Origin of the sequence: Mycolicibacterium alvei (assembly GCF_010727325.1) — a bacterium.
In the GTDB taxonomy this organism is placed as follows: domain Bacteria; phylum Actinomycetota; class Actinomycetes; order Mycobacteriales; family Mycobacteriaceae; genus Mycobacterium; species Mycobacterium alvei.
This window is the reverse complement of sequence record NZ_AP022565.1, coordinates 1573958-1597258: the sequence shown is the minus strand read 5'-3', so window position 1 is coordinate 1597258 and position 23301 is coordinate 1573958. Positions and strand designations below refer to the sequence as shown.

Here is a 23301-nt window from a genome sequence, read left to right as displayed (position 1 = left end):
CGCGGGTCCTCGGCTACTTACTGGCACGCCTGCCGAGGGTGCGTGCCGTCGCGGTGCCGACGCCGAGGCGCCGGGCCGCCTGCAAGTCGTCGGGAGTGTCGATATCGCAGCGCAGACCGGGCCAGGCTCCGGTGAGTTCGATCGCACCGGAGCGGCGATGGCGCGCAGCCGAATCGGATCCGAAATGCGGAGCCAGGGCAGTGCCGAACGCGAACAGCGCCGACGTTCCGGTGCCGTGCCGGTCGCCGACGAAACTGCGTTGATAGCCGCGGGCCAGGGACAGGGCCTCGGCCAACTCCTGGGGTTGCAGGGCTGGTAGATCTCCTTGGAGGACAACGATATTTGCCGCCTCGGCGCGCAGCGCCGTCTCGGCCGCGGTGATCGCGTTGTTGAGTGGGTCACGATGGCCGGCTGGTGTCGGGTCCATCAGGACCCCGGCGCCGAGCTGCCTGGCGGCCTCGGCCGCGGTCTCGTCGGGCGTGACGACGGTCACCGGGGCCACGGACGACGCCGCGTTGATGGTGTCGACGAGCATGGCGAGCACCACGGCTTCGCGGGTAGCCGCGGAGAAGATCGGCGCCAGCCGGGTTTTCGCGGCTGCCAGCCGTTTGACCGCGATCACGAGGGTGACGTCAGCGGCCTGGGTGGCTGCGGCGTTGCTGCTTCGGGAGCCGCTCATCCGTTCATCCTGCCAGCCCGGCCGGAGGCGGCGCGTCCCGCCGCCGCCGGATAGGGTGAACAGGTGGTAGAGGCTGCGGTGATGGGTGCCGGTGCGTGGGGGACTGCGCTGGCCAAGGTGTTGGCGGACGCGGGGAATCCGGTGACGATGTGGGCCCGGCGCCCCGAGGTCGCCGACGAGATCAACACCGAGCATCGCAACAGTCGCTACCTCGGCGATGTCGTACTGCCGTCGTCGATCCGGGCAACCTCCGATCCGGCCGAGGCGCTGGACGGTGCCTGCACGGTGTTGTTGGGTGTTCCGGCGCAGCAACTGCGGGCGAACCTGGAGGGCTGGAAGCACCTGATCGGTGACGACGCGACCCTCGTCAGTCTCGCCAAGGGCGTCGAACTCGAGTCACTCATGCGGATGAGCCAGGTGATCGTGCAGGTGACCGGTGCCGATCCCGCCCGGGTCGCCGTGGTCACCGGGCCGAACCTGGCCAGCGAGATCGCCGACGAACAGCCCGCCGCAACCGTCGTCGCCTGCAGTGACTCCGGACGCGCGGTCGCGCTGCAACGCGCCCTGGCCACGGGTTACTTCCGGCCGTACACCAACGCCGATGTGGTCGGCGCCGAAGTCGGCGGTGCCTGCAAGAACGTCATCGCGCTGGCCTGCGGTATGGCGGTGGGCGTGGGGCTGGGGGAGAACACCGTCGCCGCCATCATCACCCGCGGACTGGCCGAGATCATGCGGTTGGGTATCGCGTTGGGCGCCACCCCCGCCACGCTGGCCGGTTTGGCCGGTGTCGGAGACCTCGTGGCCACCTGCACCTCGGGGCATTCCCGCAACCGCACCTTCGGTGTGCGTCTGGGTCAGGGCGGCAGCATGGAATCGGCGTTGATCGCCGCAGGCGGACATGTCGCCGAGGGCGTGTCCTCGTGTGAATCGGTGCTGGCGCTGGCATCCAGTTACGGTGTCGAGATGCCGCTGACCGACGCCGTTCATCGGGTGTGCCACAAGGGATTGTCGGTTCACGAAGCGGTCCTACTGCTACTGGGTCGCAGCACCAAGCCGGAGTGAGTAGATGGACGGTCTGTACGGAGATTCCACTCGGAGCGTCAAAGCTGTTGGTCTGGAATCGATTCCAGGACAGCCGGTGGCGCCCATCCCGGTGCCGGCATCGGCGTTCCATCTCTCGCCCGACGAATCCGAGTCGCTCGACAGCTATGGCCGCAGCTCCAACCCGTCGTGGCGGCAGCTCGAAGCGGCCCTCGCCGAACTGGAAGGGGCCGCCGCTGCGCTCACGTTCGGATCGGGCATGGCCGCGATCACCTCGGCTCTGCGGGTCCTGGCCAGGCCGGGATCCACGCTTGTCGTCCCCGCTGACGGCTATTATCAGGTTCGTCGTTACGCAGTAGAATACCTTGCGCCGCAGGGTATTACGGTGATCGAAGCGACTGTTGCCGATATCTGTGAGGCGTCCGCTCACGCTGACGTGGTCCTCGCCGAGACCCCGGCCAACCCGGGGCTCGACGTCGTCGATCTGCACCGGCTGGCGATGACCTGCCGCAGTCGCGGCGCCACGCTCGTCGTCGACAACACCGCGGCCACACCGCTGGGCCAACAACCGCTTTCGCTCGGTGCCGACCTGGTGGTGGCCAGCGCCACGAAATCGCTGTCGGGGCACAGTGATCTGGTGGCCGGCTACGTGGCAGGCAGTCAGCCCGAGCTGATGGCCGCGGTGGAGCGCGACCGGCTGCTGGCCGGGCCCATCCTGGGTGCGTTCGAGGCCTGGTTGGTGCTGCGCAGTCTCGGTAGTGCAGGACTGCGCTTCGAGCGGCAGTGTCAGAACGCCGCGGCCCTGGCGATGATGCTGCGCAGCCATCCGGCGGTGCGCTCGGTGCGCTATCCCGGGCTGCCCGACGATCCGGCACACGAACTGGCGGCCACCCAGATGAAGCGTTTCGGCGGGCTGGTGTCGATCGAGCTGGCCGATGCCGCCGCGGTGCACGCCCTGGTCGAGCGCAGCGCACTGCTCATCGCCTCGACCAGCTTCGGCGGGATCCACACCTCGGTCGACCGCAGGGCTCGCTGGGGTGACCCGGTGCCCGCCGGGTTCGCCCGCATCTCGGCAGGGATCGAGGACACCGAAGACCTGCTCGCCGACGTCGAGCACGCACTGCAGCGGTGAAAACCCAGGTCGGGATACACGGGAAGGCGGGAGTGGACCGGGACGGTAGCCTCTCTAGGTTGTGACAGCCCGCAATCAGACCGGATCCCGCACCCGCGTCGCCGTCGTCTACGGCGGGCGTAGCTCTGAGCACGCGATTTCCTGCGTATCGGCAGGCAGCATCCTGCGCAATCTCGACCCGGAGCGATTCGAGGTCGTCGCCGTCGGCATCACGCCCGACGGGTCGTGGATGTTGACCGACGGAAGTCCCGAGACCCTCGCCATCACCGACGGCCGGCTGCCCGAGGTGACCGAGACGTCCGGTACCGAGCTCGCGCTGCCTGCCGCCCCGAACCGCAGCGGGCAGCTGTTGGCGCTGAGCGATGGTCCCGGTGAGCTCTTGGCCGCCGTCGACGTGGTCTTCCCGGTGCTGCACGGACCCTACGGCGAGGACGGCACCATCCAGGGCCTGCTGGAGTTGTCCGGGATCCCGTACGTGGGCTCCGGTGTGCTGGCCAGCGCGGCCGGCATGGACAAGGAGTTCACCAAGAAGCTGCTGGTCGCCGAGGGCCTGCCGATCGGCGACTTCGTGGTGCTGCGTCCCAGCCGCGGCGGTTCGGCGGACACGCTGAGTTTTGAACAGCGGGAGCGCCTCGGCCTACCGGTGTTCGTCAAGCCTGCCCGGGGTGGTTCGTCGATCGGCGTCAGCCGGGTTGCGGCGTGGGAGGAGCTGCCTGCCGCGATCGAACTCGCGCGACTGCATGACCCCAAGGTCATCGTCGAGGCCGCGATCCCGGGGCGCGAACTGGAATGCGGCGTGCTCGAATTCCCCGACGGCCAGATCGAGGCCAGCACCGTGGGCGAGATCCGGGTGGCCGGCGTTCGTGGACGCGAGGACGGCTTCTACGACTTCGCCACCAAATACCTTGTCGACGCAGCCGAACTGGACGTACCCGCCAAGGTCGACGATGACGTCTCAGCGGAGATCCGCCGGTTGGCCGTGCGTGCCTTCGCCGCGATCGACTGCCAGGGGTTGGCCCGCGTCGACTTCTTCCTGACCGACGACGGACCGGTGATCAACGAGATCAACACGATGCCGGGATTCACCACCATCTCGATGTACCCGCGGATGTGGGCGGCCAGCGGTGTGGACTATCCCACCTTGCTGACCGCGATGGTCGAGACTGCGCTGGCCCGCGGGACCGGGCTGCGCTGACTCAGCGCGCCGGACCCGGTACCGGCTCCTGGGCGGGCATGGCGCGGGCGATCTGACCGGAGATCTGCTGAATCGGCGTCGGCCCTGACCCGGCGGGCAGGGTCAGGGCGACATACACCGGGCGGTCGACCGCGTACCAGGTGCTGCGGGCCTGATCGTCGGCTTCCGTTCCAGGGGCGATCGGGCCTGTGTCTCCCACCCGGAACCACTGGATGTCGTCGACCACCTGCAGCGGAGTGCCGACAACGAAATCGGTCGGGCGCTCCAGCCCGCAACGCAGGACTACCGGCTCGGTGTCGGGTTCGGCCCGCCAGGCCGCGGTGCCCGGTGGGGTCGGGTCGACGGTGGAGGCCCGCCGGAAATCGCCGAGCTGCTGGGGCAGTGCGTTGAGCAGGTTGTGGCACTGCTGGCTGTCGGCCTGTGGCGCCGGTATCGCCGGGATGGCGACGGGTTGCTGCTCGGGTGAGCGTTGCCGGGACGCCGCGATACCGAGGACCGTGATCAGCACCGAAACTGCAACGACGACAGCCGCGATCAGCAGCGCGCGGGGCGGTCCGTCGGAGTTGTGCGAGTCGGTCACGCCACCAACTCTATGGCCGGCCGGCGTTGGCGATCGGGCAGGTCAGGGTCCGGGTGATTCCGGGTGCCTGCTGCACCGCGGGCACCACATCGGACTGCAGCGCAGCCAACGTGTCGGCACTGAGACGCAAGACCACGTCATAGGGCCCGGTCACGTATTCGGCAGAAACCACGCCGGGCAGTCCGGCGAGCTGTTTGGCGACGACTTCGGCGCGACCCACCTCGGTCTGGATCAGCACGTAAGCCTCCACCACCGGCTGCCTCCTCCGTCTCGCTGCATAAACTGCTGGCCGCAGGCACCAAACGTACCGCAGGTCGGGTCCGAGTTCTCCGATGCGGCAGCCGACCGGCAGGAGGCGATATGACCGGCGAGACGATCGGCGACGATCCCGGTGACGACGACGGCCCCACCCTGGCGACCGCGGGAGAATTCGTCGTCATCGACCGGTTGGTGTCCGGACGCGTGCAGGCCGACGCCGTGACGCTGGGCCCGGGTGACGACGCGGCCGTGGTGACGGCGCCAGACGGGCGCACGGTGGTCTCCACCGACATGTTGGTGCAGGACCGCCATTTTCGGCTCGACTGGTCGACACCGCATGACATCGGGCGCAAAGCCATCGCCCAGAATGCCGCCGATGTCGAGGCGATGGGCGGCCGGGCCGTCGCGTTCGTGGTGGCGTTCGGTGCACCGCCCGGCACGTCCGTCGCGGCCGCGACGGAACTGTCCGACGGACTGTGGCACGAGGCGCGTCGGCTGGGCGCCAGCATCGCCGGTGGAGATCTGGTCAGCGCTCCGGTGTGGGTGATATCGGTCACCGTCCTCGGTGACCTCGGCGGCCGGGAACCGGTGCGCCGCAGCGGTGCCCGCGCCGGGGACACTGTCGCAGTGGCAGGGGAGCTGGGACGGTCGGCGGCCGGCTACGCACTGTGGGAGCGCGGCGTCGAAGGGCCCGCCGGGTTCGGGGAACTGCGGCAACGGCACCTCACCCCACAGCCGCCATACGGTCAGGGCGCCCGGGCCGCCAATGCCGGGGCCACCGCCATGACCGATGTCTCCGATGGCCTGCTCGCCGATCTGGGCCACATCGCGACGGCCTCCGGGGTGGGCATCGACCTGGACAGCAGCCGTCTCGACACCGATCGCCTGGCGGTCGCCGAGGCCGCCACGGCGGTGGGCGCCGACCCCCTCGCCTGGGTTCTGGGCGGTGGCGAGGACCATGCGCTGGCCGCAACCTTCCCCGGTGCGCCACCACCGGGGTGGCGGGCCATCGGACGGGTGCTCGCCGGCCCGACCGCGGTGCTCCTCGACGGCGCCGCGTGGGAGGGAAACGCGGGATGGCAGTCGTTTGACTGACGGCTCACACTAAGTTGGACTTCCGTGACTCCACGCCCCCTGAATGAACTCGTCGAGGACGGCTGGGCCCGTGCACTCGAGCCGGTGGAAACGCACGTCGCGCAGATGGGTGAGTTCCTCCGCGACGAGCTCACCGCCGGCAGACGGTATCTGCCCACTGGTCAGAATGTCTTGCGCGCCTTCACTTTCCCCTTTGAGCGGGTGCGCGTGTTGATCGTCGGTCAGGATCCCTACCCGACACCGGGGCATGCGGTCGGCCTCAGTTTCTCGGTGGGCGCCGAGGTACGTCCACTTCCGCGCAGCCTGTCCAACATCTTCAGCGAGTACACCCAGGATCTGGGCTATCCGCAGCCGGCCAACGGGGATCTCACCCCGTGGGCGGAACAGGGCGTGATGCTGCTCAACAGGGTGCTCACGGTGTCGCCGGGTACGCCGGCCTCGCACCGCGGCAAGGGCTGGGAAGCGGTGACGGAGTGTGCGATCCGGGCCCTCGTCGCGCGCGAGCAGCCGATGGTGGCCGTGCTGTGGGGTCGCGACGCGTCGACCCTCAAACCGTTGCTGGCCGAAGGCGACTGCGCGACGATCGAATCGCCGCACCCGTCGCCGTTGTCGGCGTCGCGGGGATTCTTCGGGTCGCGCCCGTTCAGCCGGGCCAATGAATTGCTGCAGCAGAAGGGCGCCGACCCGATCGAATGGCGGCTGCCCTGAGGAGATCAGGGCGCGGGGATCGCGGGGATCGCGGGGATCGCGGGCGGTGACGGGATCGGTGGAGGCGAGGGGATACCCGGTGAGGGAATCTGAACAGTCATGTCCCCGCCGCCGTCGCCGGGAGGCGCGGGCATCTCAGCCGGCGGCGTCGCGGGTCCGGGCGATACCGGGGTCTCGATGACAGTCGTCCCGGTGTGGGTCGCCGGACCCTCCGAGGTCACCGGAGCCTCCGTTGTCGAGGGAGTCTCCGAGGTGGTGTTTTCATCGGAACTCGTGCCGCCGCATGCGGACAGCACGAAACCGACCGCGATTGCGGCCGCGAATACGTAGATCGGCGGGTGTGGTGCACGACGTGAGGTCATGACGACAGGACATACCCCGCCGTCACCTCGGATAAACAGGAGCGTCACGCACCGATCAGGCGCGCGAGACTAGCCGCGCGAGACCTTGCCGGCCTTGATGCAGGAGGTGCAGGCGTTCACGCGCTGCTTGTTGCCGCCCGGACGCGCCACGGCACGCACCGACTGGATGTTCGGATCCCAGCGCCGGCTGGTCCGCCGGTGCGAGTGCGACACCGACTTGCCGAAGCCAGGCGCCTTTCCGCAGATATCGCACACGGCAGCCATATCAACAACTCCTCGAAATCAGTACTTGGGGGGCCTGGGCCCACTCGCCGCAAACGGCGGGGCTCGACCCGACAACCTGATCAGAATACCGGGAGGCCAGAGGATCGCCAAAACGGCTCGTGAACACGACCCAGGTTATGCACAGCCAGAGGTGCTCTGATCGGGTTCGTCGTCGTCACTGGATAGGCTGGCGGCCACGGCCATGACCGCGCCGCAATGGGGGATCGCCTCGGGTTTCGGTGGGGATCTGATTCGGGATTGGGAGGTCCGATGTCGGCTCGGCAGCTGGATGCTTCCGCTCTGCGGGCCTGGGCCCATACCGCTGTCGATGAGCTGATCGTCCATACCGACGAGATCAACCGGCTCAACGTGTTCCCGGTGGCTGATGCCGATACCGGGACAAACATGCTGTTCACGATGCGTTCGGCGTGGGCACACGTCGATGCAGAGCCGGTCGGCGCCGACCTCACGGCGGTGGCGGGCGCGTTGGCGGCCGGGGCGTTGCAGGGGGCTCGGGGCAACTCCGGGGTGATCCTGTCCCAGATTCTGCTCGGCCTGGCCGAGGTCATCACCACCGCTGCGGCCCGGCGTGACGGTGGCCTCTCCGCGGTGGACGGCACGCTGTTCGGCACGGCGCTGCGGCACGCCGCCGTCCTGGTCGTCACCTCCATGGGTGAGCACGTGCCGGGCACGATCGTGTCCGTGTTGCAGGCAGCCGCCGAGGCCGGCGAACGGTGCGCGACCGCCGGCGGCGACGTCGCCGATGTGGCTGCCACGGCCGGCGAGGCCGCATCGGCCGCCCTGGACCGCACACCCGAACAACTCGATGTACTGGCCAAGGCCGGGGTGGTCGATTCCGGCGGTCGCGGCCTGCTCGTCCTGCTCGACGCCATGACGGCCACATTGACCGGCCACGTGCCCCGCCGGCCGGTCTACGCTCCGGCCTCCCCGCAGGCCACGCTGGCGGCCGAGGCGGCGCCGCCACAGTTCGAGGTCATGTACCTGCTGAGCGGGTGCGGTGCGCCTGCCGTCGAGGGGCTGCGGGCAGCGTTGGAGCAGATCGGTGAGTCGGTGGCGATCGCCGCCTCGGGCAGCGATCAGTACTCGGTGCACGTCCACCTCGACGACGCCGGGGCCGCGGTCGAGGCTGGGCTGGCGGTGGGGTCGCTGACCCGGATCCAGATCACTGCGCTGACCGCCGCCGGGGGCGTCCGGCCCGCCGGTGGATGGGCCCGTGAGCGCGCCGTGCTGGCGGTGGTCGACGGGGACGGCGGTGTCGAACTGTTCGCCGGGGAGGGTGCGCAGGTATTGCGGCCCGATGCCGGTGCGTCGATCAACGCGCAGCAGTTGTTGCGTGCCCTGATCGATGTGGGTGCGGCCCAGGTCATGGTGCTGCCCAATGGATATGTCGCTGCCGAGGAACTGGTGGCGGGCTGCACGGCCGCGATCGGTTGGGGGATCGACGTGGTGCCGGTGCCTGCGGGTTCGATGGTGCAGGGGTTGGCAGCGCTGGCGGTCCACGACGAGGGACGACAGGCCGTCGACGACGGGTACACGATGGCGCGCGCCGCCGCGGGCGCGCGGCACGGTGCGGTGCGGATCGCGACCGAAGAGGCATTGACCTGGGCGGGCACCTGCAAGCCGGGCGACGGGCTCGGCATCGCCGGCGATGAGGTGCTGATCGTCGGGCCGGACCTCACCTCGGCGGCCGCCGGGTTGATCGATTTGCTGATGGTGGCCGGCGGAGAGCTGATCACCGTGCTGATCGGCGACGGTGTGGACGACGCCGTGGGGGAGGCGCTGAAGGCCCATGTGCGCCGCGAGCACCTCGGTGCCGAATTGGTGACCTATCACACCGGCCACCGTGGTGACGCCCTGCTGATCGGGGTGGAGTAGTGGCGACTCTCGGCGACCGGTTGGATCTGGTGCTCGGGGCAAAGGCGGCCAAGCCGCTCCAGGAGCATTTCGGCATCGTCACCGTCAACGATCTGCTTCGGCATTACCCCCGCAAGTACAGCGACGGGATGTCGGTGCGCGGAGAAGGGGAGGCACTCGATCTGGAGGAGGGCGAGCACGTCACGTTCATCGAGGTCGTCACCGAAACCAAGACCGGTGAGATGAAGGCGGTCTTCAACAAGACGACGGGCAGGCCGAAGAGTCGCAAGTGGCTGCGGGTCACCCTGGGCGAGCACCGGCCCTCCGTGACGGCGACGTTCTTCAATGCCGGGTGGATGGTCGACAAGCTGGAAAAAGGCACGCGGCTCATGCTCTCCGGTGAGGTCAAGTACTTCCGTGACAATCTGCAACTCGACCATCCGGCGTTCCTGGTCCTGAATCCGCCGCCCGGCAAGCAGATCGGGACCAAGTCACTCAAGACCATCGCGTCGGCATCGGGGGCCACCGGCGAGGAGATGCTGGCCGAGTTCGAGCGAGACTTCTTCCCGATCTACCCGGCCTCGGCGAAGGTGCAGAGCTGGGACATCTACGCGTGCGTGCGCCAGACCCTCGACGTGCTCGACCCGGTTCCGGATCCACTCCCGGAAGACTTTGTTCGCCAACACAATCTGATGTCGGAGGACGAGGCGCTCCGGGCTGTCCACCTGGCGGAGAACACCACTGCGCGGGAGCGGGCCGCCGAGCGGCTGACCTACGACGAAGCGATCGGGCTGCAATGGGGGCTGGTGGCCCGACGGTACAGCGAACTGAGTGAATCCGGCCCTGCTGCACCACGAACCGACGACGGATTGGCCGCCGCGATGCGGGGTCGGTTGCCGTTCGAGCTGACCGCCGGGCAGTCCGAGGTGCTGGAGGTGATCTCGGGCGAGTTGGCCTCGACGAGGCCGATGAACCGGATGCTGCAGGGTGAGGTCGGCTCGGGCAAGACCATCGTGTCGGTGCTGGCGATGCTGCAGATGGTCGATGCGGGCTACCAGTGTGCGCTGTTGGCGCCCACTGAGGTGCTTGCCGCACAACATGCGCGTTCGATTCGCGACGTGCTGGGGCCGTTGGCGATGGCGGGGCAACTCGGCGGGGCCGATACCTCGACCGGGGTCGCGCTGCTCACCGGGTCGATGACGGCGCCGCAGAAGCGTGCGGTGCGCGACGAGGTGGCGTCCGGGCGGGCCGGCATCGTTGTCGGCACCCATGCACTGCTGCAGGAGGCGGTCGAGTTCCACAACTTGGGCATGGTGGTCGTCGACGAACAGCACCGGTTCGGTGTGGAGCAACGGGATACATTGCGCGCCAAGGCTCGTGATGGATTGACCCCCCATCTGCTGGTGATGACGGCCACGCCGATTCCCCGCACCGTCGCGCTCACCGTCTACGGCGATCTGGAGACCTCGACGCTGCGCGAGCTGCCCAGGGGACGTCAGCCCATCACCACCAACACCATTTTCATCTCGCAGAAGCCGGCCTGGCTGGACCGGGCCTGGGCTCGAATCCGCGAGGAGGTGGCCGCGGGGCGCCAGGCCTATGTGGTCGCCTCGCGCATCGACGAGTCCGACAAGCCCGACGGCAAGAACGAAGGGCGCGGGGGCCCGCCGCCGGTCACGGTGGTCGACCTCTTCGACCGGTTGGGTGCGGGTCCGCTGTCCGGGTTGCGGCTCGGCCTGATGCACGGCCGGCTGTCCGGCGACGAGAAGGACGCGGTGATGGGCTTGTTCCGGGCCGGCGAGATCGATGTGCTGGTGTGTACCACCGTCATCGAGGTCGGTGTCGACGTGCCCAACTCCACCATGATGGTGGTGATGGACGCCGACCGGTTCGGCATCAGCCAGCTGCATCAGCTGCGTGGCCGGATCGGCCGTGGGCAGCATCCCAGCTTGTGCCTGTTGGCCACCCGGCTGCCCGAGACGTCCAAGGCCGGTGAACGGATCAAGGCCGTGGCGGGCACCCTGGACGGATTCGCCCTGGCGGATCTGGATCTCGATGAGCGTCGCGAGGGAGATGTGCTGGGCCTCAACCAGTCCGGGCGCACCGTCAACTTGCGCTTCCTGTCTCTGCGGGATCATCTCGAAGTGATCCAGGAAGCCCGGGCATTCTGCGAGCAGCGCTACGCGCAGAGTCCCCATGATCCCGGAATAGACCTGCTGGCAGCACAATTCGTGCACACGGACCGCGTCGAATATCTGGACAAGGCGTGACCCGCCGCCGGATGTGGTGGCTGGCCGCAGCGGTGGCACTCGCAGTGGTCGTGGCCGTCCAGGTGGCGTGGTCGACACAACGTCCCGGCCGGTTCGCCGCCCAGGCGCAACCGCCCACCGTCACGCCCGGGGTCGATCTGCTCGCCGGAGTGCCCGAGGTGCCGGTGCGGGTGCGGGGCAACGATTATCGCCGCGCGGCGTTCGGTGACTCGTGGGACGACGACAACAGCGCGCCCGGTGGACACAACGGCTGTGACACCCGCAACGACATCCTCGACCGTGACCTCGTGGACAAGACGTTCGTCGCGATCAAGCGGTGTCCGACCGCCGTGGCGACCGGTACCCTGCACGATCCGTATACCAATGCGGTGGTGTCGTTCGTCCGCGGTAACCGGACCGGTGCCTCGGTGCAGATCGACCACATCGTGCCGCTGGCGTTGGCGTGGGACCTCGGCGCGCGGGACTGGCCCGACGATCTGCGGCTGCGGTTCGCCAACGATCCGGCCAATCTGCTGGCGGTCGCCGGTAAGCCGAATCAGGACAAGGGCGATCAGGAGCCCGCGCACTGGATGCCGCCCAATCACGCCTTCTGGTGTCAGTATTCGGTGCAGTTCGTCGAGGTGTTGCGCGGCTACGCGCTGCCGGTCGACGCCGCGTCGGCCGGGGTCCTGCGCGAGGCGGCCGGAACCTGCCCGACGGGGTAGTGCTGCGGCGGGCTCAGCCGGTGAAGGTCGCCGGGTCGGGCCGGAACCGGGTGCCGTTATCGAGGCCGTTGAGGCTGTCGATCTGCTCGGCGGTCAGCTCGAAGCCGAACACGTCGAGATTGGAGGCGATCCGCTCCGGGTTGGTCGAGCGGGAGATCACGCTGTTGCCCAGCTGGATGCTCCAGCGGATCAGCACCTGCGCCGGGGTCCTGCCGTGGGCGTCGGCGATGGCCGTGACGGCCGGGTTGTCGAGCAGGCTGCCGACGCCGAGCGGGCTGTAGGCCTGGGTGACGACGTTGTACTGGGCGTTGGCGGCGCGCCAGGCACTCTGATTGAGCAAGGGGTGCAGCTCGATCTGGTTGACCGCAGGAGCGACGAAGGTCAGGTCCACGATCGTCGACAGGTTCTCTGGGCTGAAGTTGGACACCCCGGTGGAGCGGGCCAGCCCGGCCTGCTTGAGTGCCATCAGCCCGCCCCAGCTGTCGACGTACTTGCCGATGTCGTTGCCCGGCCAATGAATCAGGTACAGGTCGACGTAGTCCAGGCCGAGCCGGTCCAGGCTGGCCCGCCCGGCGTCCTGGGACGACGTGAAACCGTGATCGGTGATGGCCAGCTTGGTGGTGACCGAGATCTCCTCGCGCGGAATGCCCGAGGCCGCGATGGCACGGCCGACGCCGGCCTCGTTGTCATAGGCGGCCGCGGTGTCGATCAGGCGATGGCCGGCCTCAAGCGCCGCTGATACCACGCGCTCCGCCTCGGAATCCGAGAGTCCGCCGACGCCCAGGCCGACGACGGGGATCGTGCGGTCGTCGTTGAGCGTGACGGTGGGAATCGCAGCCCCGTCGGAGGAGGTCATGGCACCTATCCTGTGAAGTTGAAGGTTCGGGGGTCGGGTCCCAGGCGGGTGGCCGTCTCCAGCGAGGCGATAGCCGACATGTCCGATGCGTCCAGATCGAAATCGAACACGTCGAAGTTGCTGGCAATCCGCTCTGGATTCACCGACTTGGGGATGACGATATTACCCAGATGTATATGCCACCTAATCAGTACCTGTGCGGTGGTTTTACCGTGCCGTTCGGCGATGCCGGTGATCACCGGATCGGTGAGTAGGGAACCCTGGCCCAGCGGGCTCCAGGCCTCGGTGGCGATGCCCAATCTGGCGTGTACCTCGCGAAGCTCGTGTTGCGGGAAGAGCGGGTGCAATTCGATCTGATTGACCGCGGGCACGATGCCGGTGGCGTCGATCAGCACGGTCAGGTGTTCGGGCGCGAAGTTGCTGACCCCGATGGACCGGATCCGGCCCTGATCACGCAAATGCGCGAAGGCCTTGAACGTGTCGACGTAGGCGTTGTTGGCCGGCACCGGCCAGTGGATGAGATACAGGTCGAGGTAGTCGACACCGAGGCGATCCAGGCTCGCGTCGAATGCGGCCAGCGTCGAGTCGTATCCCTGGTCGCTGTTCCACAGCTTGGTCACCAGGAACACATCCTCGCGGGGTACCCCGGAGCCGGACAGGCCGCGGCCGGTCTCGGCCTCGTTGCGGTATGCCGCGGCTGTGTCGATGTGCCGATAACCTGCCTGTAGGGCCGCCGTCACCGCGCGTTCGGTCTCCTCGGCAGGGGTCTGCCAAACCCCCAACCCGACTTGCGGTACCGAATTACCGTCGTTCAGCGTGACACGCGGACTCACAGAGGGAGCAGCCATGACCGAAAGTCTGCCAGGCGGGCCGGCCGGAGGTGGACCTGATGGCCACAGCCGCGACACGGTCAAGCAGGCGGTGCTCGAGCGGGCAACCAAGTTCACGCTGTCCGCGATTCCGCGCCTTTCCGATCGGACCAAACGCCTGCTGCTGGGTGGGCGTTCGGTGGTCGTCGACGGCAACACCCTGGACACCACACTGCAGTTCACCCTGGCCGCCGAACGCGCCGCCGGAGTCGGGGGCCTGGTCGCCGATCACAGCCGGGAGTCCGGCGTCGCCGTGTCGCGGGCCGCGCTGCGGGCCACCGCGGCCATGATGACGGCCCGGATCCGAGCGGATGTGACCGAGATTTCGATTCCCGGTCCGGCCGGTCCACTCCGGGCGCGACGCTACGTCCCGGATGGCACCGGACCCCCGGTCACCTCGGCGCTGCTGTTGTACTTCCACGGCGGCGGCTTCGTGATCGGTGACCTCGACACCCACGACAACCTGTGCCGGCTGATCTGCCGGGACGGCGGAATTCAGGTGATCTCCGTCGACTACCGGCTTGCGCCCGAGCACAAGGCGCCTGCGGCGACCGATGATGCCTATGCCGCCTACCGTTGGGCGCTGGACCATGCGGCCGGCCTCGGCGCCACCCACATCGTGGTCGGGGGAGACAGTGCGGGCGCAAACCTGGCCGCCGTGGTGGCTCAGCAGGCCCGCGATTCCGAGCTGCCGCTGCCCGCGCTGCAATTGCTGCTCTACCCGGTCACCGACTGGTCGAGCGAGACGCGGTCGAAGACGCTGTTCTCCGACGGGTACTTCCTGCAGAAGCGCGACATGGACTGGTTTTCCGAGCTCTACCTCGATGGAGCCGAGGTGTCCGCTGACGATCCGGTGGTGTCACCGCTGCTGAGTGAAGATCTCTCCGGCTTGCCGCCCGCGCTGGTGGTCACGGCCGGGTTCGATCCGTTGCGGGACGAGGGCAACCGGTACGCGAGGGCCATGCAGGACGCCGGGGTGGTGGTGGACCTCCGGGAGGAGCGGTCGATGATCCACGCGTTCGCCAATTTTTTCCCGCTGGGAGGCGGTAGTGCCACCGCGACGAGCGCAATGATCTCGGCGCTGCGGGCACATCTCAGCCACGCCGAAAGCTGACCTGGTGCCGCCGGTACGCTTGTCGACGTGGCCAAACCGAAGAAGACCGCGAAATACGATCTCAAGGCGGCGGATCGCAAGCGCAACCTGTGGGTTCAGATCGGGCTGACAGCCGTTGTGGTGCTGTTCGCCGTCGGCCTGGTGTTCTACATCGTGTCGACCGGCCACAAGCGCCCGGCCTCGGGGGAGGCCCGCGCCGTGCACGTGGCGGCGCCCAATGTGATCACCAAAGAGGGCACCTCTGAGCCCAAGGTGACGCTGAGCCTCTACGAGGATTTCCTGTGCCCCGCGTGCGGCAATCTGGAACAGCTGTTGGGCCCGACCATCAACAAGCTCATCGACACCGGTGCGGTGGCAGTCGACTACCACATGGTGGCGATCCTGGACAAGATGGGCAACGGCTACTCGTCGCGGGCCGGCGGCGCCGCCTACTGTGTCGCCGACGAGTCCATCGATTCGTTCCGCCGATTCCACTCCGCACTGTTCAGCCCGGGCATCCAGCCGGCGGAGAACGGCGGTGTCTACCCGGACAACGCCCGGATCATCGAGCTGGCCCGCCAGGCCGGTGCCGCCGGTGGCGTGCCCGACTGCATCACCAAGGCGCGCTACGTGGAGATGGTGCAGGGGATGGCCGCGGCCGCCGGGATCAACTCGACACCGACCATCCGGTTCAACGGCGAAGAATACAGTCCGACCACGCCCGACGCGCTGATCGCGAAGGTCAAAGAGGTCGTCGGCGATCTGCCGGCCTTAAACGGCCCCGCCCCCGGCCCGGCCGCGCCCGCCCCGGCGCCCGGCGCACCGGCAGCCCCCGCACCGGCCCACCCGTGAGTGACGCCGCAGCCCCCGAGGTTGACGAACTCGGCGATTCTGGGGCCCAGAAGGCCCCGGGAGTAGCCGTCGGCAAGGCCGGCGCGGTCGCGATACTGATCGCCGGTGTCCTCGGGTTGGCGGCGGCGCTGGCGCTGACGGTCGAGAAGATCGAGCTACTGATCGACCCGAGTTACGTCCCGACCTGCAGCATCAACCCGGTCCTCTCCTGTGGCTCGGTGATGTCCACCTCTCAGGCAGCGGTCTTCGGGTTCCCCAACTCGCTGATCGGGGTGGTCGGGTTCACTGTCACGCTGGTCACAGGTGTGATGGCCGTCGCGGGCGTTCGGTTGCCCCGGTGGTACTGGGCCGGGCTGGCGGCGGGAAGTCTGCTTGGTGTGGTCATGGTGCATTGGCTGATCTTTCAGAGCCTCTACCGCATCGGCGCCCTGTGCCCGTACTGCATGGTCGTGTGGGCGGTCACCATTCCGCTGTTCGTGGTGGTGAGTGCGGTGGCCCTTCGGCCGCTGCACACCAACGGGGTCGCCCGGATCGTCTACCAGTGGCGGTGGTCGCTCGTGGCGCTCTGGTTCACCTCACTTGTGCTGTTGATCTTGGTGCGTTTCTGGGAATACTGGTCAACGCTGTTGTAACACTCCAGAAATAACTTGGCGGTTAGGTCTACCCGTGATTTCCAAGCTGTTAGTCGCCAATCGTGGCGAGATCGCTATCCGTGCGTTCCGTGCCGCCTATGAGATGGGCATCGCGACGGTGGCGGTGTACCCGTACGAGGATCGCAATTCGCTGCATCGCCTGAAGGCCGATGAGTCCTATCAGATCGGCGAAATCGGCCATCCGGTACGGGCGTACCTGTCGGTGGACGAGATCATCAGGGTTGCCCAACATTCCGGTGCGGACGCGGTGTATCCGGGCTACGGGTTCTTGTCGGAGAATCCGGAACTGGCGGCCGCCTGCGCGGAGGCGGGCATCACTTTCGTCGGGCCCTCGGCGCAGGTTCTGGAACTGACCGGCAACAAGGCGCGGGCGATCGCGGCTGCGAAGGCCGCCGGACTGCCGGTCCTGGCATCCTCGACGCCGTCGTCGTCGGTCGACGAATTGGTCGTTGCGGCAAGGGATATGACGTTCCCGTTGTTCGTGAAGGCGGTCTCCGGTGGCGGCGGGCGCGGAATGCGCCGCGTGACGGACCCCGAGTCGCTACCCGAGGCGGTGGAGGCGGCTTCGCGGGAGGCGGAGTCGGCGTTCGGCGATCCCGAGGTGTACCTGGAGCAGGCCGTCATCAACCCGCGCCACATCGAGGTACAGATCCTTGCCGACACGCAGGGCAATGTGATGCACCTGTTCGAGCGGGATTGCAGCGTGCAGCGACGGCATCAGAAGGTGATCGAGCTGGCGCCGGCGCCGAACCTGGATCCTGCTCTGCGTGAACAGATTTGCGCGGATGCCGTGGCGCTGGCCAGCCAGATCGGCTACAGCTGTGCGGGCACGATCGAGTTCCTGCTGGACGAGCGCGGGCATCACGTGTTCATCGAGTGCAATCCGCGGATCCAGGTGGAGCACACGGTGACCGAGGAGATCACCGATGTGGACCTGGTGGGCTCCCAGTTGCGGATCGCCGCCGGGGAGAGCCTGGAAGATCTGGGTTTGAGTCAGGAGTCGTTGGTCATCCGCGGTGCGGCGATGCAGTGCCGGATCACGACCGAGGATCCGGCCAACGGTTTCCGCCCGGACACCGGCCGGATCACCGCCTACCGGTCGCCCGGAGGTGCGGGTATCCGCCTGGACGGTGGATCCAACCTGGGTGCGGAGATCTCCGCTCATTTCGATTCGATGCTGGTCAAGCTGACGTGTCGGGGACGTGATTTTTCCACCGCCGTCTCGCGCGCCCGGCGCGCACTGGCAGAGTTCCGGATTCGCGGTGTGTCGACGAATATCCCGTTCCTGCAGGCGGTGATCGATGATCCCGACTTCCGCGCCGGGCGGGTCACCACCTCGTTCATCGACGACCGTCCGCAGCTTCTGACTGCCCACACGCCTGCCGACCGCGGTACCAAGATCTTGAACTACCTGGCTGATGTCACGGTGAACAAGCCCAACGGTGAGCGGCCGTCGGCGGTGTACCCCCAGGACAAGTTGCCTGCGTTGGATCTGTCGACGGTGCCGGCGGCCGGTTCCAAGCAGCGTCTGGTCGAGTTGGGCCCCGAGGGGTTCGCGCGGTGGATGCGGGACAGCGAAGCGCTCGGGGTCACCGATACGACGTTCCGTGATGCGCATCAGTCGTTGTTGGCCACCCGGCTACGTTCCACCGGCCTGCTCAAGGTGGCGCCCTATGTGGCACGGACGATGCCGCAGCTGTTGTCCATCGAGTGCTGGGGTGGGGCGACTTACGATGTGGCGCTGCGGTTTCTGAAGGAAGATCCGTGGGAGCGGTTGGCCGCTCTGCGCGAGGCGGTGCCCAATATCTGTCTGCAGATGTTGTTGCGGGGCCGGAACACGGTGGGATACACGCCGTATCCGGAATTGGTGACGTCAGCATTCGTCGACGAAGCGACCCGAACCGGCATCGACATCTTCCGGATCTTCGATGCGCTCAACAATGTCGAGTCGATGCGTCCGGCGATCGATGCGGTGCGTGAGACCGGTACGGCGATCGCCGAAGTGGCGATGTCCTACACCGGGGATCTCAGTGATCCCGGCGAAAACCTGTACACGCTGGACTACTACCTGAAGCTGGCCGAGCAGATCGTCGATGCCGGCGCGCACGTGCTGGCGATCAAGGACATGGCCGGGTTGCTGCGTCCGCATTCGGCGCACCTGCTGGTAAGTGCGCTGCGTAGTCGGTTTGATCTGCCGGTGCATGTGCACACCCATGACACTCCGGGCGGGCAGCTGGCGACATATCTGGCGGCCTGGCAGGCCGGGGCGTCGGCAGTGGACGGCGCGGCCGCGCCGCTGGCGGGCACCACCAGCCAGCCGGCGTTGTCCTCGATCGTGGCCGCGGCCGCGCATACGTCGTTCGACACCGGGTTGTCGCTGGGTGCGGTCTGCGACCTGGAGCCCTACTGGGAGGCGCTGCGCAAGGTCTACGCCCCATTCGAATCCGGATTGCCGGCACCCACGGGCCGTGTCTACACCCACGAGATTCCCGGTGGGCAGCTGAGCAATCTGCGGCAGCAGGCCATCGCGCTGGGGCTGGGGGATCGGTTCGAGGAGATCGAGATCGCGTACGCCGCGGCCGACCGGGTGCTGGGCCGGTTGGTGAAGGTGACCCCGTCGAGCAAGGTGGTCGGGGACCTGGCGTTGGCGTTGGTGGGCGCCGGGGTCAGTGCGCAGGAGTTCGCCGCCGATCCGGCCCGCTACGACATCCCCGACAGCGTGATCGGGTTCCTGCGGGGCGAACTCGGTGATCCGCCGGGCGGGTGGCCGGAGCCGTTGCGCACCAAGGCTCTTGAGGGTCGTGGTCCGGCCAAGCCGATGCAGGAGCTCTCGGTCGAGGACGAGGCGCTGTTGGCCGCGCCCGGCCCCAAGCGGCAGGCGAGGTTGAACCGGTTGTTGTTCCCGGCGCCGACCAAGGAGTTCGAGTCGCACCGGGAGATCTACGGCGATACCTCCGGCCTGAGTGCGAATCAGTACTTCTACGGGCTGCGCTACGGCGAGGAGCATCGTGTCGAGCTCGAGCGTGGTGTGCAGTTGTTGATCGGTTTGGAGGCGATCTCCGACGCCGACGAGCGGGGTATGCGTACGGTGATGTGCATCCTCAACGGGCAGCTACGGCCGATCACGGTGCGCGATCGCAGCATCGCCAGTGAGGTCCCGGCTGCGGAGAAGGCCGATCGCAACAATCCCGATCATGTCGCGGCGCCGTTCGCGGGTGTGGTGACCGTCGGTGTGGCAGCCGGCGACACCGTGGAAGCCGGTGCGACGATCGCCACCATCGAGGCGATGAAGATGGAAGCGGCCATCACGGCCCCGAGGGCCGGCACCGTCGAGCGGGTCGCCGTGGCCGCCACGGCGCAGGTCGAGGGTGGTGACCTGCTGGTGGTGGTGACCGGTTCGGCGGGCAGGAACGAAGCGACCGGGGGATCGATCTGACCCGCATCATCGCGGGGGCACTCGGTGGCCGCCGGCTTAGAGTGCCCCAGCACCAATCCGGTCTGGGTACCCGCCCCACCTCCGATCGGGTCAGGGAGGCGGTGTTCAACGCCTTGACGGCGCGGCTGGATTTCACCGGGTTGTCGGTGCTGGACCTGTACGCGGGTTCGGGAGCGCTTGGCCTGGAGGCGCTTTCGCGTGGTGCGACCTCGGCCACCTTCGTCGAGTCGGATGCCCGGGCAGCCGCCGTCATCGCCGAGAACATCACTGCGCTGGGCGTCCGCAACGCCGCGGTACGCCGGGGCACTGTGGACTCGGTGTTGGCCGGGGGTGCGACGCGTCCGGTCGATCTGGTGTTCGCCGACCCGCCGTACGACCTCGGTGACGCCGCGGTCGACGCGATGCTGACGGTGTTGGCCGCTGCCGGTTGGGTGGCCGCGGGCACCCTCGTCCTGGTGGAGCGGCGGTCGTCGAGCCAACCGGTGAGCTGGCCGGACGGCTGGGATGTGTTGAGCGCCCGGCGCTACGGTGACACCCGCGTCGAACTCGCCGAAGTGGGCTAGCGGCGCGGGTGTGGCGGCCGGGCCTGTACCGTCGTCACCCATGAGTGGCGCGGTATGTCCCGGCTCCTTCGACCCGGTCACCCTTGGCCATATCGACATCTTCGAGCGGGCGGCGGTGCAGTTCGATGAGGTCGTGGTGGCGATCCTGGTGAATCCCAACAAGAAGGGCATGTTCGATCTCGACGAGCGCATCGCGATGATCGTCGAATCGACCACACACCTGCCGAATCTGCGGGTCGAGGCCGGGCAGGGCCTGGTCGTCGACTTCGTCCAGACGCGCGGTCTGACCGCGATCGTCAAGGGCCTGCGCACCGGCACCGACTTCGAGTACGAGCTGCAGATGGCTCAGATGAACAAGCATGTGGCCGGTGTCGACACGTTCTTCGTCGCCACCACACCGCAGTACTCGTTCGTGTCCTCGTCGCTGGCCAAGGAGGTCGCATCCCTGGGCGGCGACGTCTCGGCGTTGCTTCCCGAGCCGGTCAACCGCAGGTTGCAGGAGAAGCTCAGCCGCTGACGCTCACCAATCTGAGCTCGTGTGCGAGATTTCGCCGACATTTGGCACATAAGTTCAGGTTGGGCGGCGAACGTGGGCAAACACGGACGAACAAGCCCATCGGCGACACACCGATTGCGCTCCCAAGTCACAGGCGTAACACCAGGCACACTGGTCACTGACAACGACGACCTGGAGGGTTTTGCCGTGTACCGAGTTTTTGAAGCGCTCGACGAGCTCGGCGCGATCGTTGAAGAAGCGCGTGGTGTGCCGATGACCGCTGGCTGCGTGGTGCCCCGCGGTGATGTCCTCGAGCTGATCGACGACATCAAGGATGCGATCCCCGGTGAGCTCGACGACGCGCAGGATGTGCTGGATGCGCGCGATTCGCTGTTGCGCGAAGCCAAGGAACACTGCGAGTCGGTGATGGGCAAATCGAACGCCGATGCCGACGGCATGCTCAATCACGCCAGGGGCGAGGCCGACCGGCTGCTGGCCGATGCGAAGGCGCAGGCCGACCGGATGGTCGCCGAGGCCCGTCAGCACAGCGAACGCATGGTCGGGGAGGCGCGCGAAGAGTCGGCGCGGCTCGCGGCCGCGGCCAAGCGGGAATACGAGGCGAGCACGGGCCGGGCCAAGGCCGAGGCCGATCGCCTGACCGAGAACGGCAACATTTCCTACGAGAAGGCCGTGCAGGAGGGCATCAAGGAGCAGCAGCGTCTGGTGTCTCAGACCGAGATCGTCTCGACGGCGACCGCCGAGGCCACCCGTCTCGTCGATGCAGCGCACGCCGAAGCCGACCGGTTGCGCGGCGAGTGCGACATCTACGTCGACAGCAAACTGGCCGAGTTCGAGGACTTCCTCAACGGCACGCTGCGCTCTGTCGGGCGCGGACGTCACCAGTTGCGCACGACCGCGGGAACGCACGACTACGCGACCCGCTGACGACGGTGGGTCACGGGGTCGGTGCACTGCGTCGTGGGGCGTTCTGACGCCGCCGTAGGATTGATGCATGTCGACGCATGCGAGATCAGCTGGGCGCAGACGGCCTGAAAGGCGTAGTGATTCCCGATCGCCGCTGGTGATCGACGTCGCTCGGCTGGGCCGACGGCCGGGTTCGTTTCTGGCCTACCAGGAGACGGTGCCGAGTCCGGTGCGGATCGGGGCCGAGTTGGTCGCCATCGAGAAAGGTGCGCCCCTCGCGCTCGATCTGCAGCTGCAGTCGGTTTCGGAGGGTGTGCTGGTCAGCGGAACCGTTTCGGCTCCCACTGTCGGTGAATGCTCACGCTGCCTGACCGCGGTCGCCGGTGACGTCGAGATCGACCTCACCGAGCTGTACGCGTACCCGGACAGCGCCACCGACGAGACCACCGAGGCCGACGAGTTGGGCCGGGTGGGCGCCTCCGGTCAGTCCGACACCGTCGATCTGGAACAGCCGATCATCGACGCCGTCGGGTTGGCGTTGCCGTTTTCCCCGTTGTGCCGTCCGGACTGCCCGGGCTTGTGCCCCGACTGCGGGGTCGCGCTGGACACCGCAGAGCCCGGGCATCACCACGACAAGATCGATCCCCGCTGGGCCAAGCTGGCTGCGTTGCTGCCCGATGACGAGGAGCCCGGAGGCGCCGAGTGACCGATTCGCACACGGCGCTGCTGGAGGCGCTCGGCATCGACCTTCCCTCCGGTCTGCTCACCATCGCGTTGACGCATCGCAGCTACTCCTACGAGAACGGTGGCCTGCCAACCAACGAGCGGCTGGAGTTTCTCGGCGACGCCGTGCTGGGGTTGACGATCACCGAGGAGCTCTACCACCGCCACCCCGAACGCTCCGAGGGTGATCTGGCGAAGCTTCGCGCCAGCATCGTCAACACCCAGGCGCTGGCCGATGTCGGCCGCGGGCTCACCGAGGGCGGCCTCGGCAGTCACCTGCTGCTGGGCAAGGGGGAAGAGAATTCCGGTGGCGCCGACAAGTCCAGCATTCTCGCCGATGGAGTCGAATCTCTGCTCGGGGCAATCTATCTGGAGCACGGCCTGACCACCAGCCGTGAGGTCATCCTGCGGTTGTTCAGTGAGCTTCTCGATACCGCGCCGACGCTCGGGGCCGGGCTGGACTGGAAGAGCAGCCTGCAGGAGCTGACCGCCTCACGTGGGCTCGGTGCCCCCAACTACGTCGTGACCTCCACCGGGCCGGATCACGACAAGGAATTCTCGGCGACCGTGGTGGTCGCCGATGTCGAATACGGCAGAGGCGTGGGGCGCAACAAGAAAGAGGCCGAGCTCAAGGCTGCGGCCGCGGCCTGGACCGCACTCGACGATGCGTGAG

Annotated in this window: 24 protein-coding genes; 17 read left to right on the top strand and 7 right to left on the bottom strand. The window is 67.7% G+C overall.

What is annotated here, in order from left to right:
• Positions 1–13: 13 nt before the first annotated feature.
• A complete protein-coding gene (gene cofC / locus G6N44_RS07660; RefSeq protein WP_163662598.1) occupies positions 14–679 on the bottom strand; it encodes a 2-phospho-L-lactate guanylyltransferase in 666 nt (221 codons plus the stop codon).
• A gap of 63 nt (positions 680–742) precedes the next feature.
• Here cofC and G6N44_RS07655 point away from each other — a divergent pair, with 63 nt between their 5' ends.
• From G6N44_RS07655 to G6N44_RS07645, 3 genes are all read left to right on the top strand, one after another.
• Positions 743–1741 (top strand): NAD(P)H-dependent glycerol-3-phosphate dehydrogenase, encoded by a 999-nt coding sequence (locus G6N44_RS07655; protein WP_163662596.1) that lies wholly within the window; start codon positions 743–745, stop codon positions 1739–1741.
• A gap of 4 nt (positions 1742–1745) precedes the next feature.
• Positions 1746–2852 (top strand): cystathionine gamma-lyase, encoded by a 1107-nt coding sequence (locus tag G6N44_RS07650; RefSeq protein WP_163662594.1) that lies wholly within the window; start codon positions 1746–1748, stop codon positions 2850–2852.
• A gap of 61 nt (positions 2853–2913) precedes the next feature.
• A complete protein-coding gene (locus G6N44_RS07645; RefSeq protein ID WP_163662592.1) occupies positions 2914–4047 on the top strand; it encodes a D-alanine--D-alanine ligase family protein in 1134 nt (377 codons plus the stop codon).
• A gap of 1 nt (position 4048) precedes the next feature.
• Here G6N44_RS07645 and G6N44_RS07640 read toward each other — a convergent pair whose 3' ends face one another.
• Together G6N44_RS07640 and G6N44_RS07635 are read right to left on the bottom strand one after the other, a co-directional pair.
• Positions 4049–4627 carry a DUF3515 domain-containing protein gene (locus tag G6N44_RS07640; RefSeq protein WP_163662590.1) on the bottom strand — a complete coding sequence of 193 codons (579 nt, stop codon included), beginning with the start codon at positions 4625–4627 and terminating at the stop codon, positions 4049–4051.
• 10 nt (positions 4628–4637) lie between these two features.
• Positions 4638–4880: an Lrp/AsnC ligand binding domain-containing protein gene (locus G6N44_RS07635; protein ID WP_163662588.1), complete on the bottom strand. Its 243-nt coding sequence runs from the start codon at positions 4878–4880 to the stop codon at positions 4638–4640.
• 107 nt (positions 4881–4987) lie between these two features.
• Here G6N44_RS07635 and G6N44_RS07630 point away from each other — a divergent pair, with 107 nt between their 5' ends.
• On the top strand, positions 4988–5980 hold the full coding sequence (locus G6N44_RS07630) for a thiamine-phosphate kinase (RefSeq protein WP_163662586.1): 993 nt from the start codon (positions 4988–4990) through the stop codon (positions 5978–5980).
• Positions 5981–6004: 24 nt separating this feature from the next.
• Complete coding sequence (locus G6N44_RS07625; protein WP_163662584.1) at positions 6005–6688, top strand: uracil-DNA glycosylase; 684 nt, start codon at positions 6005–6007, stop codon at positions 6686–6688.
• Between the two features lie 5 nt (positions 6689–6693).
• On the opposite strand, the gene G6N44_RS07620 is transcribed toward G6N44_RS07625, so the two are convergent.
• Together G6N44_RS07620 and rpmB are read right to left on the bottom strand one after the other, a co-directional pair.
• On the bottom strand, positions 6694–7050 hold the full coding sequence (locus tag G6N44_RS07620) for a hypothetical protein (RefSeq protein WP_163662582.1): 357 nt from the start codon (positions 7048–7050) through the stop codon (positions 6694–6696).
• Positions 7051–7119: 69 nt separating this feature from the next.
• Positions 7120–7314 carry a 50S ribosomal protein L28 gene (gene rpmB, locus G6N44_RS07615; RefSeq protein ID WP_003881125.1) on the bottom strand — a complete coding sequence of 65 codons (195 nt, stop codon included), beginning with the start codon at positions 7312–7314 and terminating at the stop codon, positions 7120–7122.
• Positions 7315–7584: 270 nt separating this feature from the next.
• Between rpmB and G6N44_RS07610 the strand changes: the two genes are divergently transcribed.
• Genes G6N44_RS07610 through G6N44_RS07600 form a run of 3 tightly spaced genes read left to right on the top strand, consistent with a single transcriptional unit; the run spans position 7585 to position 12163 of the window.
• Positions 7585–9210 carry a fatty acid kinase ATP-binding subunit FakA gene (locus tag G6N44_RS07610; RefSeq protein ID WP_163662579.1) on the top strand — a complete coding sequence of 542 codons (1626 nt, stop codon included), beginning with the start codon at positions 7585–7587 and terminating at the stop codon, positions 9208–9210.
• Positions 9210–11459, top strand: coding sequence for an ATP-dependent DNA helicase RecG (gene recG, locus G6N44_RS07605; RefSeq protein WP_163662577.1), 2250 nt, complete (start codon positions 9210–9212; stop codon positions 11457–11459). The genes G6N44_RS07610 and recG overlap by 1 nt, the downstream gene beginning before the upstream one ends.
• 11 nt (positions 11460–11470) lie before the next feature.
• Positions 11471–12163, top strand: a complete 693-nt coding sequence (locus tag G6N44_RS07600) for an HNH endonuclease family protein (protein WP_276039112.1) — start codon at positions 11471–11473, stop codon at positions 12161–12163.
• Between the two features lie 13 nt (positions 12164–12176).
• Here G6N44_RS07600 and G6N44_RS07595 read toward each other — a convergent pair whose 3' ends face one another.
• Positions 12177–13019: an aldo/keto reductase gene (locus G6N44_RS07595; protein WP_163662573.1), complete on the bottom strand. Its 843-nt coding sequence runs from the start codon at positions 13017–13019 to the stop codon at positions 12177–12179.
• A gap of 5 nt (positions 13020–13024) precedes the next feature.
• On the bottom strand, positions 13025–13852 hold the full coding sequence (locus G6N44_RS07590) for an aldo/keto reductase (protein WP_163669706.1): 828 nt from the start codon (positions 13850–13852) through the stop codon (positions 13025–13027).
• A gap of 13 nt (positions 13853–13865) precedes the next feature.
• Between G6N44_RS07590 and G6N44_RS07585 the strand changes: the two genes are divergently transcribed.
• The 9 genes from G6N44_RS07585 to rnc all read left to right on the top strand — a co-directional run bounded on the left by G6N44_RS07585 (position 13866) and on the right by rnc (position 23300).
• Positions 13866–15002 carry an alpha/beta hydrolase gene (locus tag G6N44_RS07585; RefSeq protein ID WP_163662571.1) on the top strand — a complete coding sequence of 379 codons (1137 nt, stop codon included), beginning with the start codon at positions 13866–13868 and terminating at the stop codon, positions 15000–15002.
• Positions 15003–15029: 27 nt separating this feature from the next.
• Positions 15030–15833, top strand: a complete 804-nt coding sequence (locus G6N44_RS07580; protein ID WP_163662569.1) for a DsbA family protein — start codon at positions 15030–15032, stop codon at positions 15831–15833.
• Positions 15834–15925: 92 nt separating this feature from the next.
• Positions 15926–16465, top strand: coding sequence for a vitamin K epoxide reductase family protein (locus G6N44_RS07575; protein ID WP_235683055.1), 540 nt, complete (start codon positions 15926–15928; stop codon positions 16463–16465).
• 34 nt (positions 16466–16499) lie between these two features.
• Positions 16500–19922, top strand: a complete 3423-nt coding sequence (locus G6N44_RS07570; protein WP_163662565.1) for a pyruvate carboxylase — start codon at positions 16500–16502, stop codon at positions 19920–19922.
• Positions 19919–20485 carry a 16S rRNA (guanine(966)-N(2))-methyltransferase RsmD gene (rsmD, locus tag G6N44_RS07565; protein WP_163669704.1) on the top strand — a complete coding sequence of 189 codons (567 nt, stop codon included), beginning with the start codon at positions 19919–19921 and terminating at the stop codon, positions 20483–20485. The genes G6N44_RS07570 and rsmD overlap by 4 nt, the downstream gene beginning before the upstream one ends.
• Before the next feature lie 40 nt (positions 20486–20525).
• Positions 20526–21002 carry a pantetheine-phosphate adenylyltransferase gene (gene coaD / locus G6N44_RS07560; protein WP_163662563.1) on the top strand — a complete coding sequence of 159 codons (477 nt, stop codon included), beginning with the start codon at positions 20526–20528 and terminating at the stop codon, positions 21000–21002.
• Positions 21003–21188: 186 nt separating this feature from the next.
• Complete coding sequence (gene sepIVA / locus G6N44_RS07555) at positions 21189–21926, top strand: cell division protein SepIVA (protein ID WP_163669703.1); 738 nt, start codon at positions 21189–21191, stop codon at positions 21924–21926.
• Between the two features lie 67 nt (positions 21927–21993).
• On the top strand, positions 21994–22611 hold the full coding sequence (locus G6N44_RS07550) for a YceD family protein (RefSeq protein WP_163662561.1): 618 nt from the start codon (positions 21994–21996) through the stop codon (positions 22609–22611).
• Positions 22608–23300 (top strand): ribonuclease III, encoded by a 693-nt coding sequence (gene rnc / locus G6N44_RS07545; RefSeq protein ID WP_163662559.1) that lies wholly within the window; start codon positions 22608–22610, stop codon positions 23298–23300. Before G6N44_RS07550 ends, rnc begins: the two co-directional genes overlap by 4 nt.
• The last annotated feature ends 1 nt before the right edge of the window (position 23301 follow it).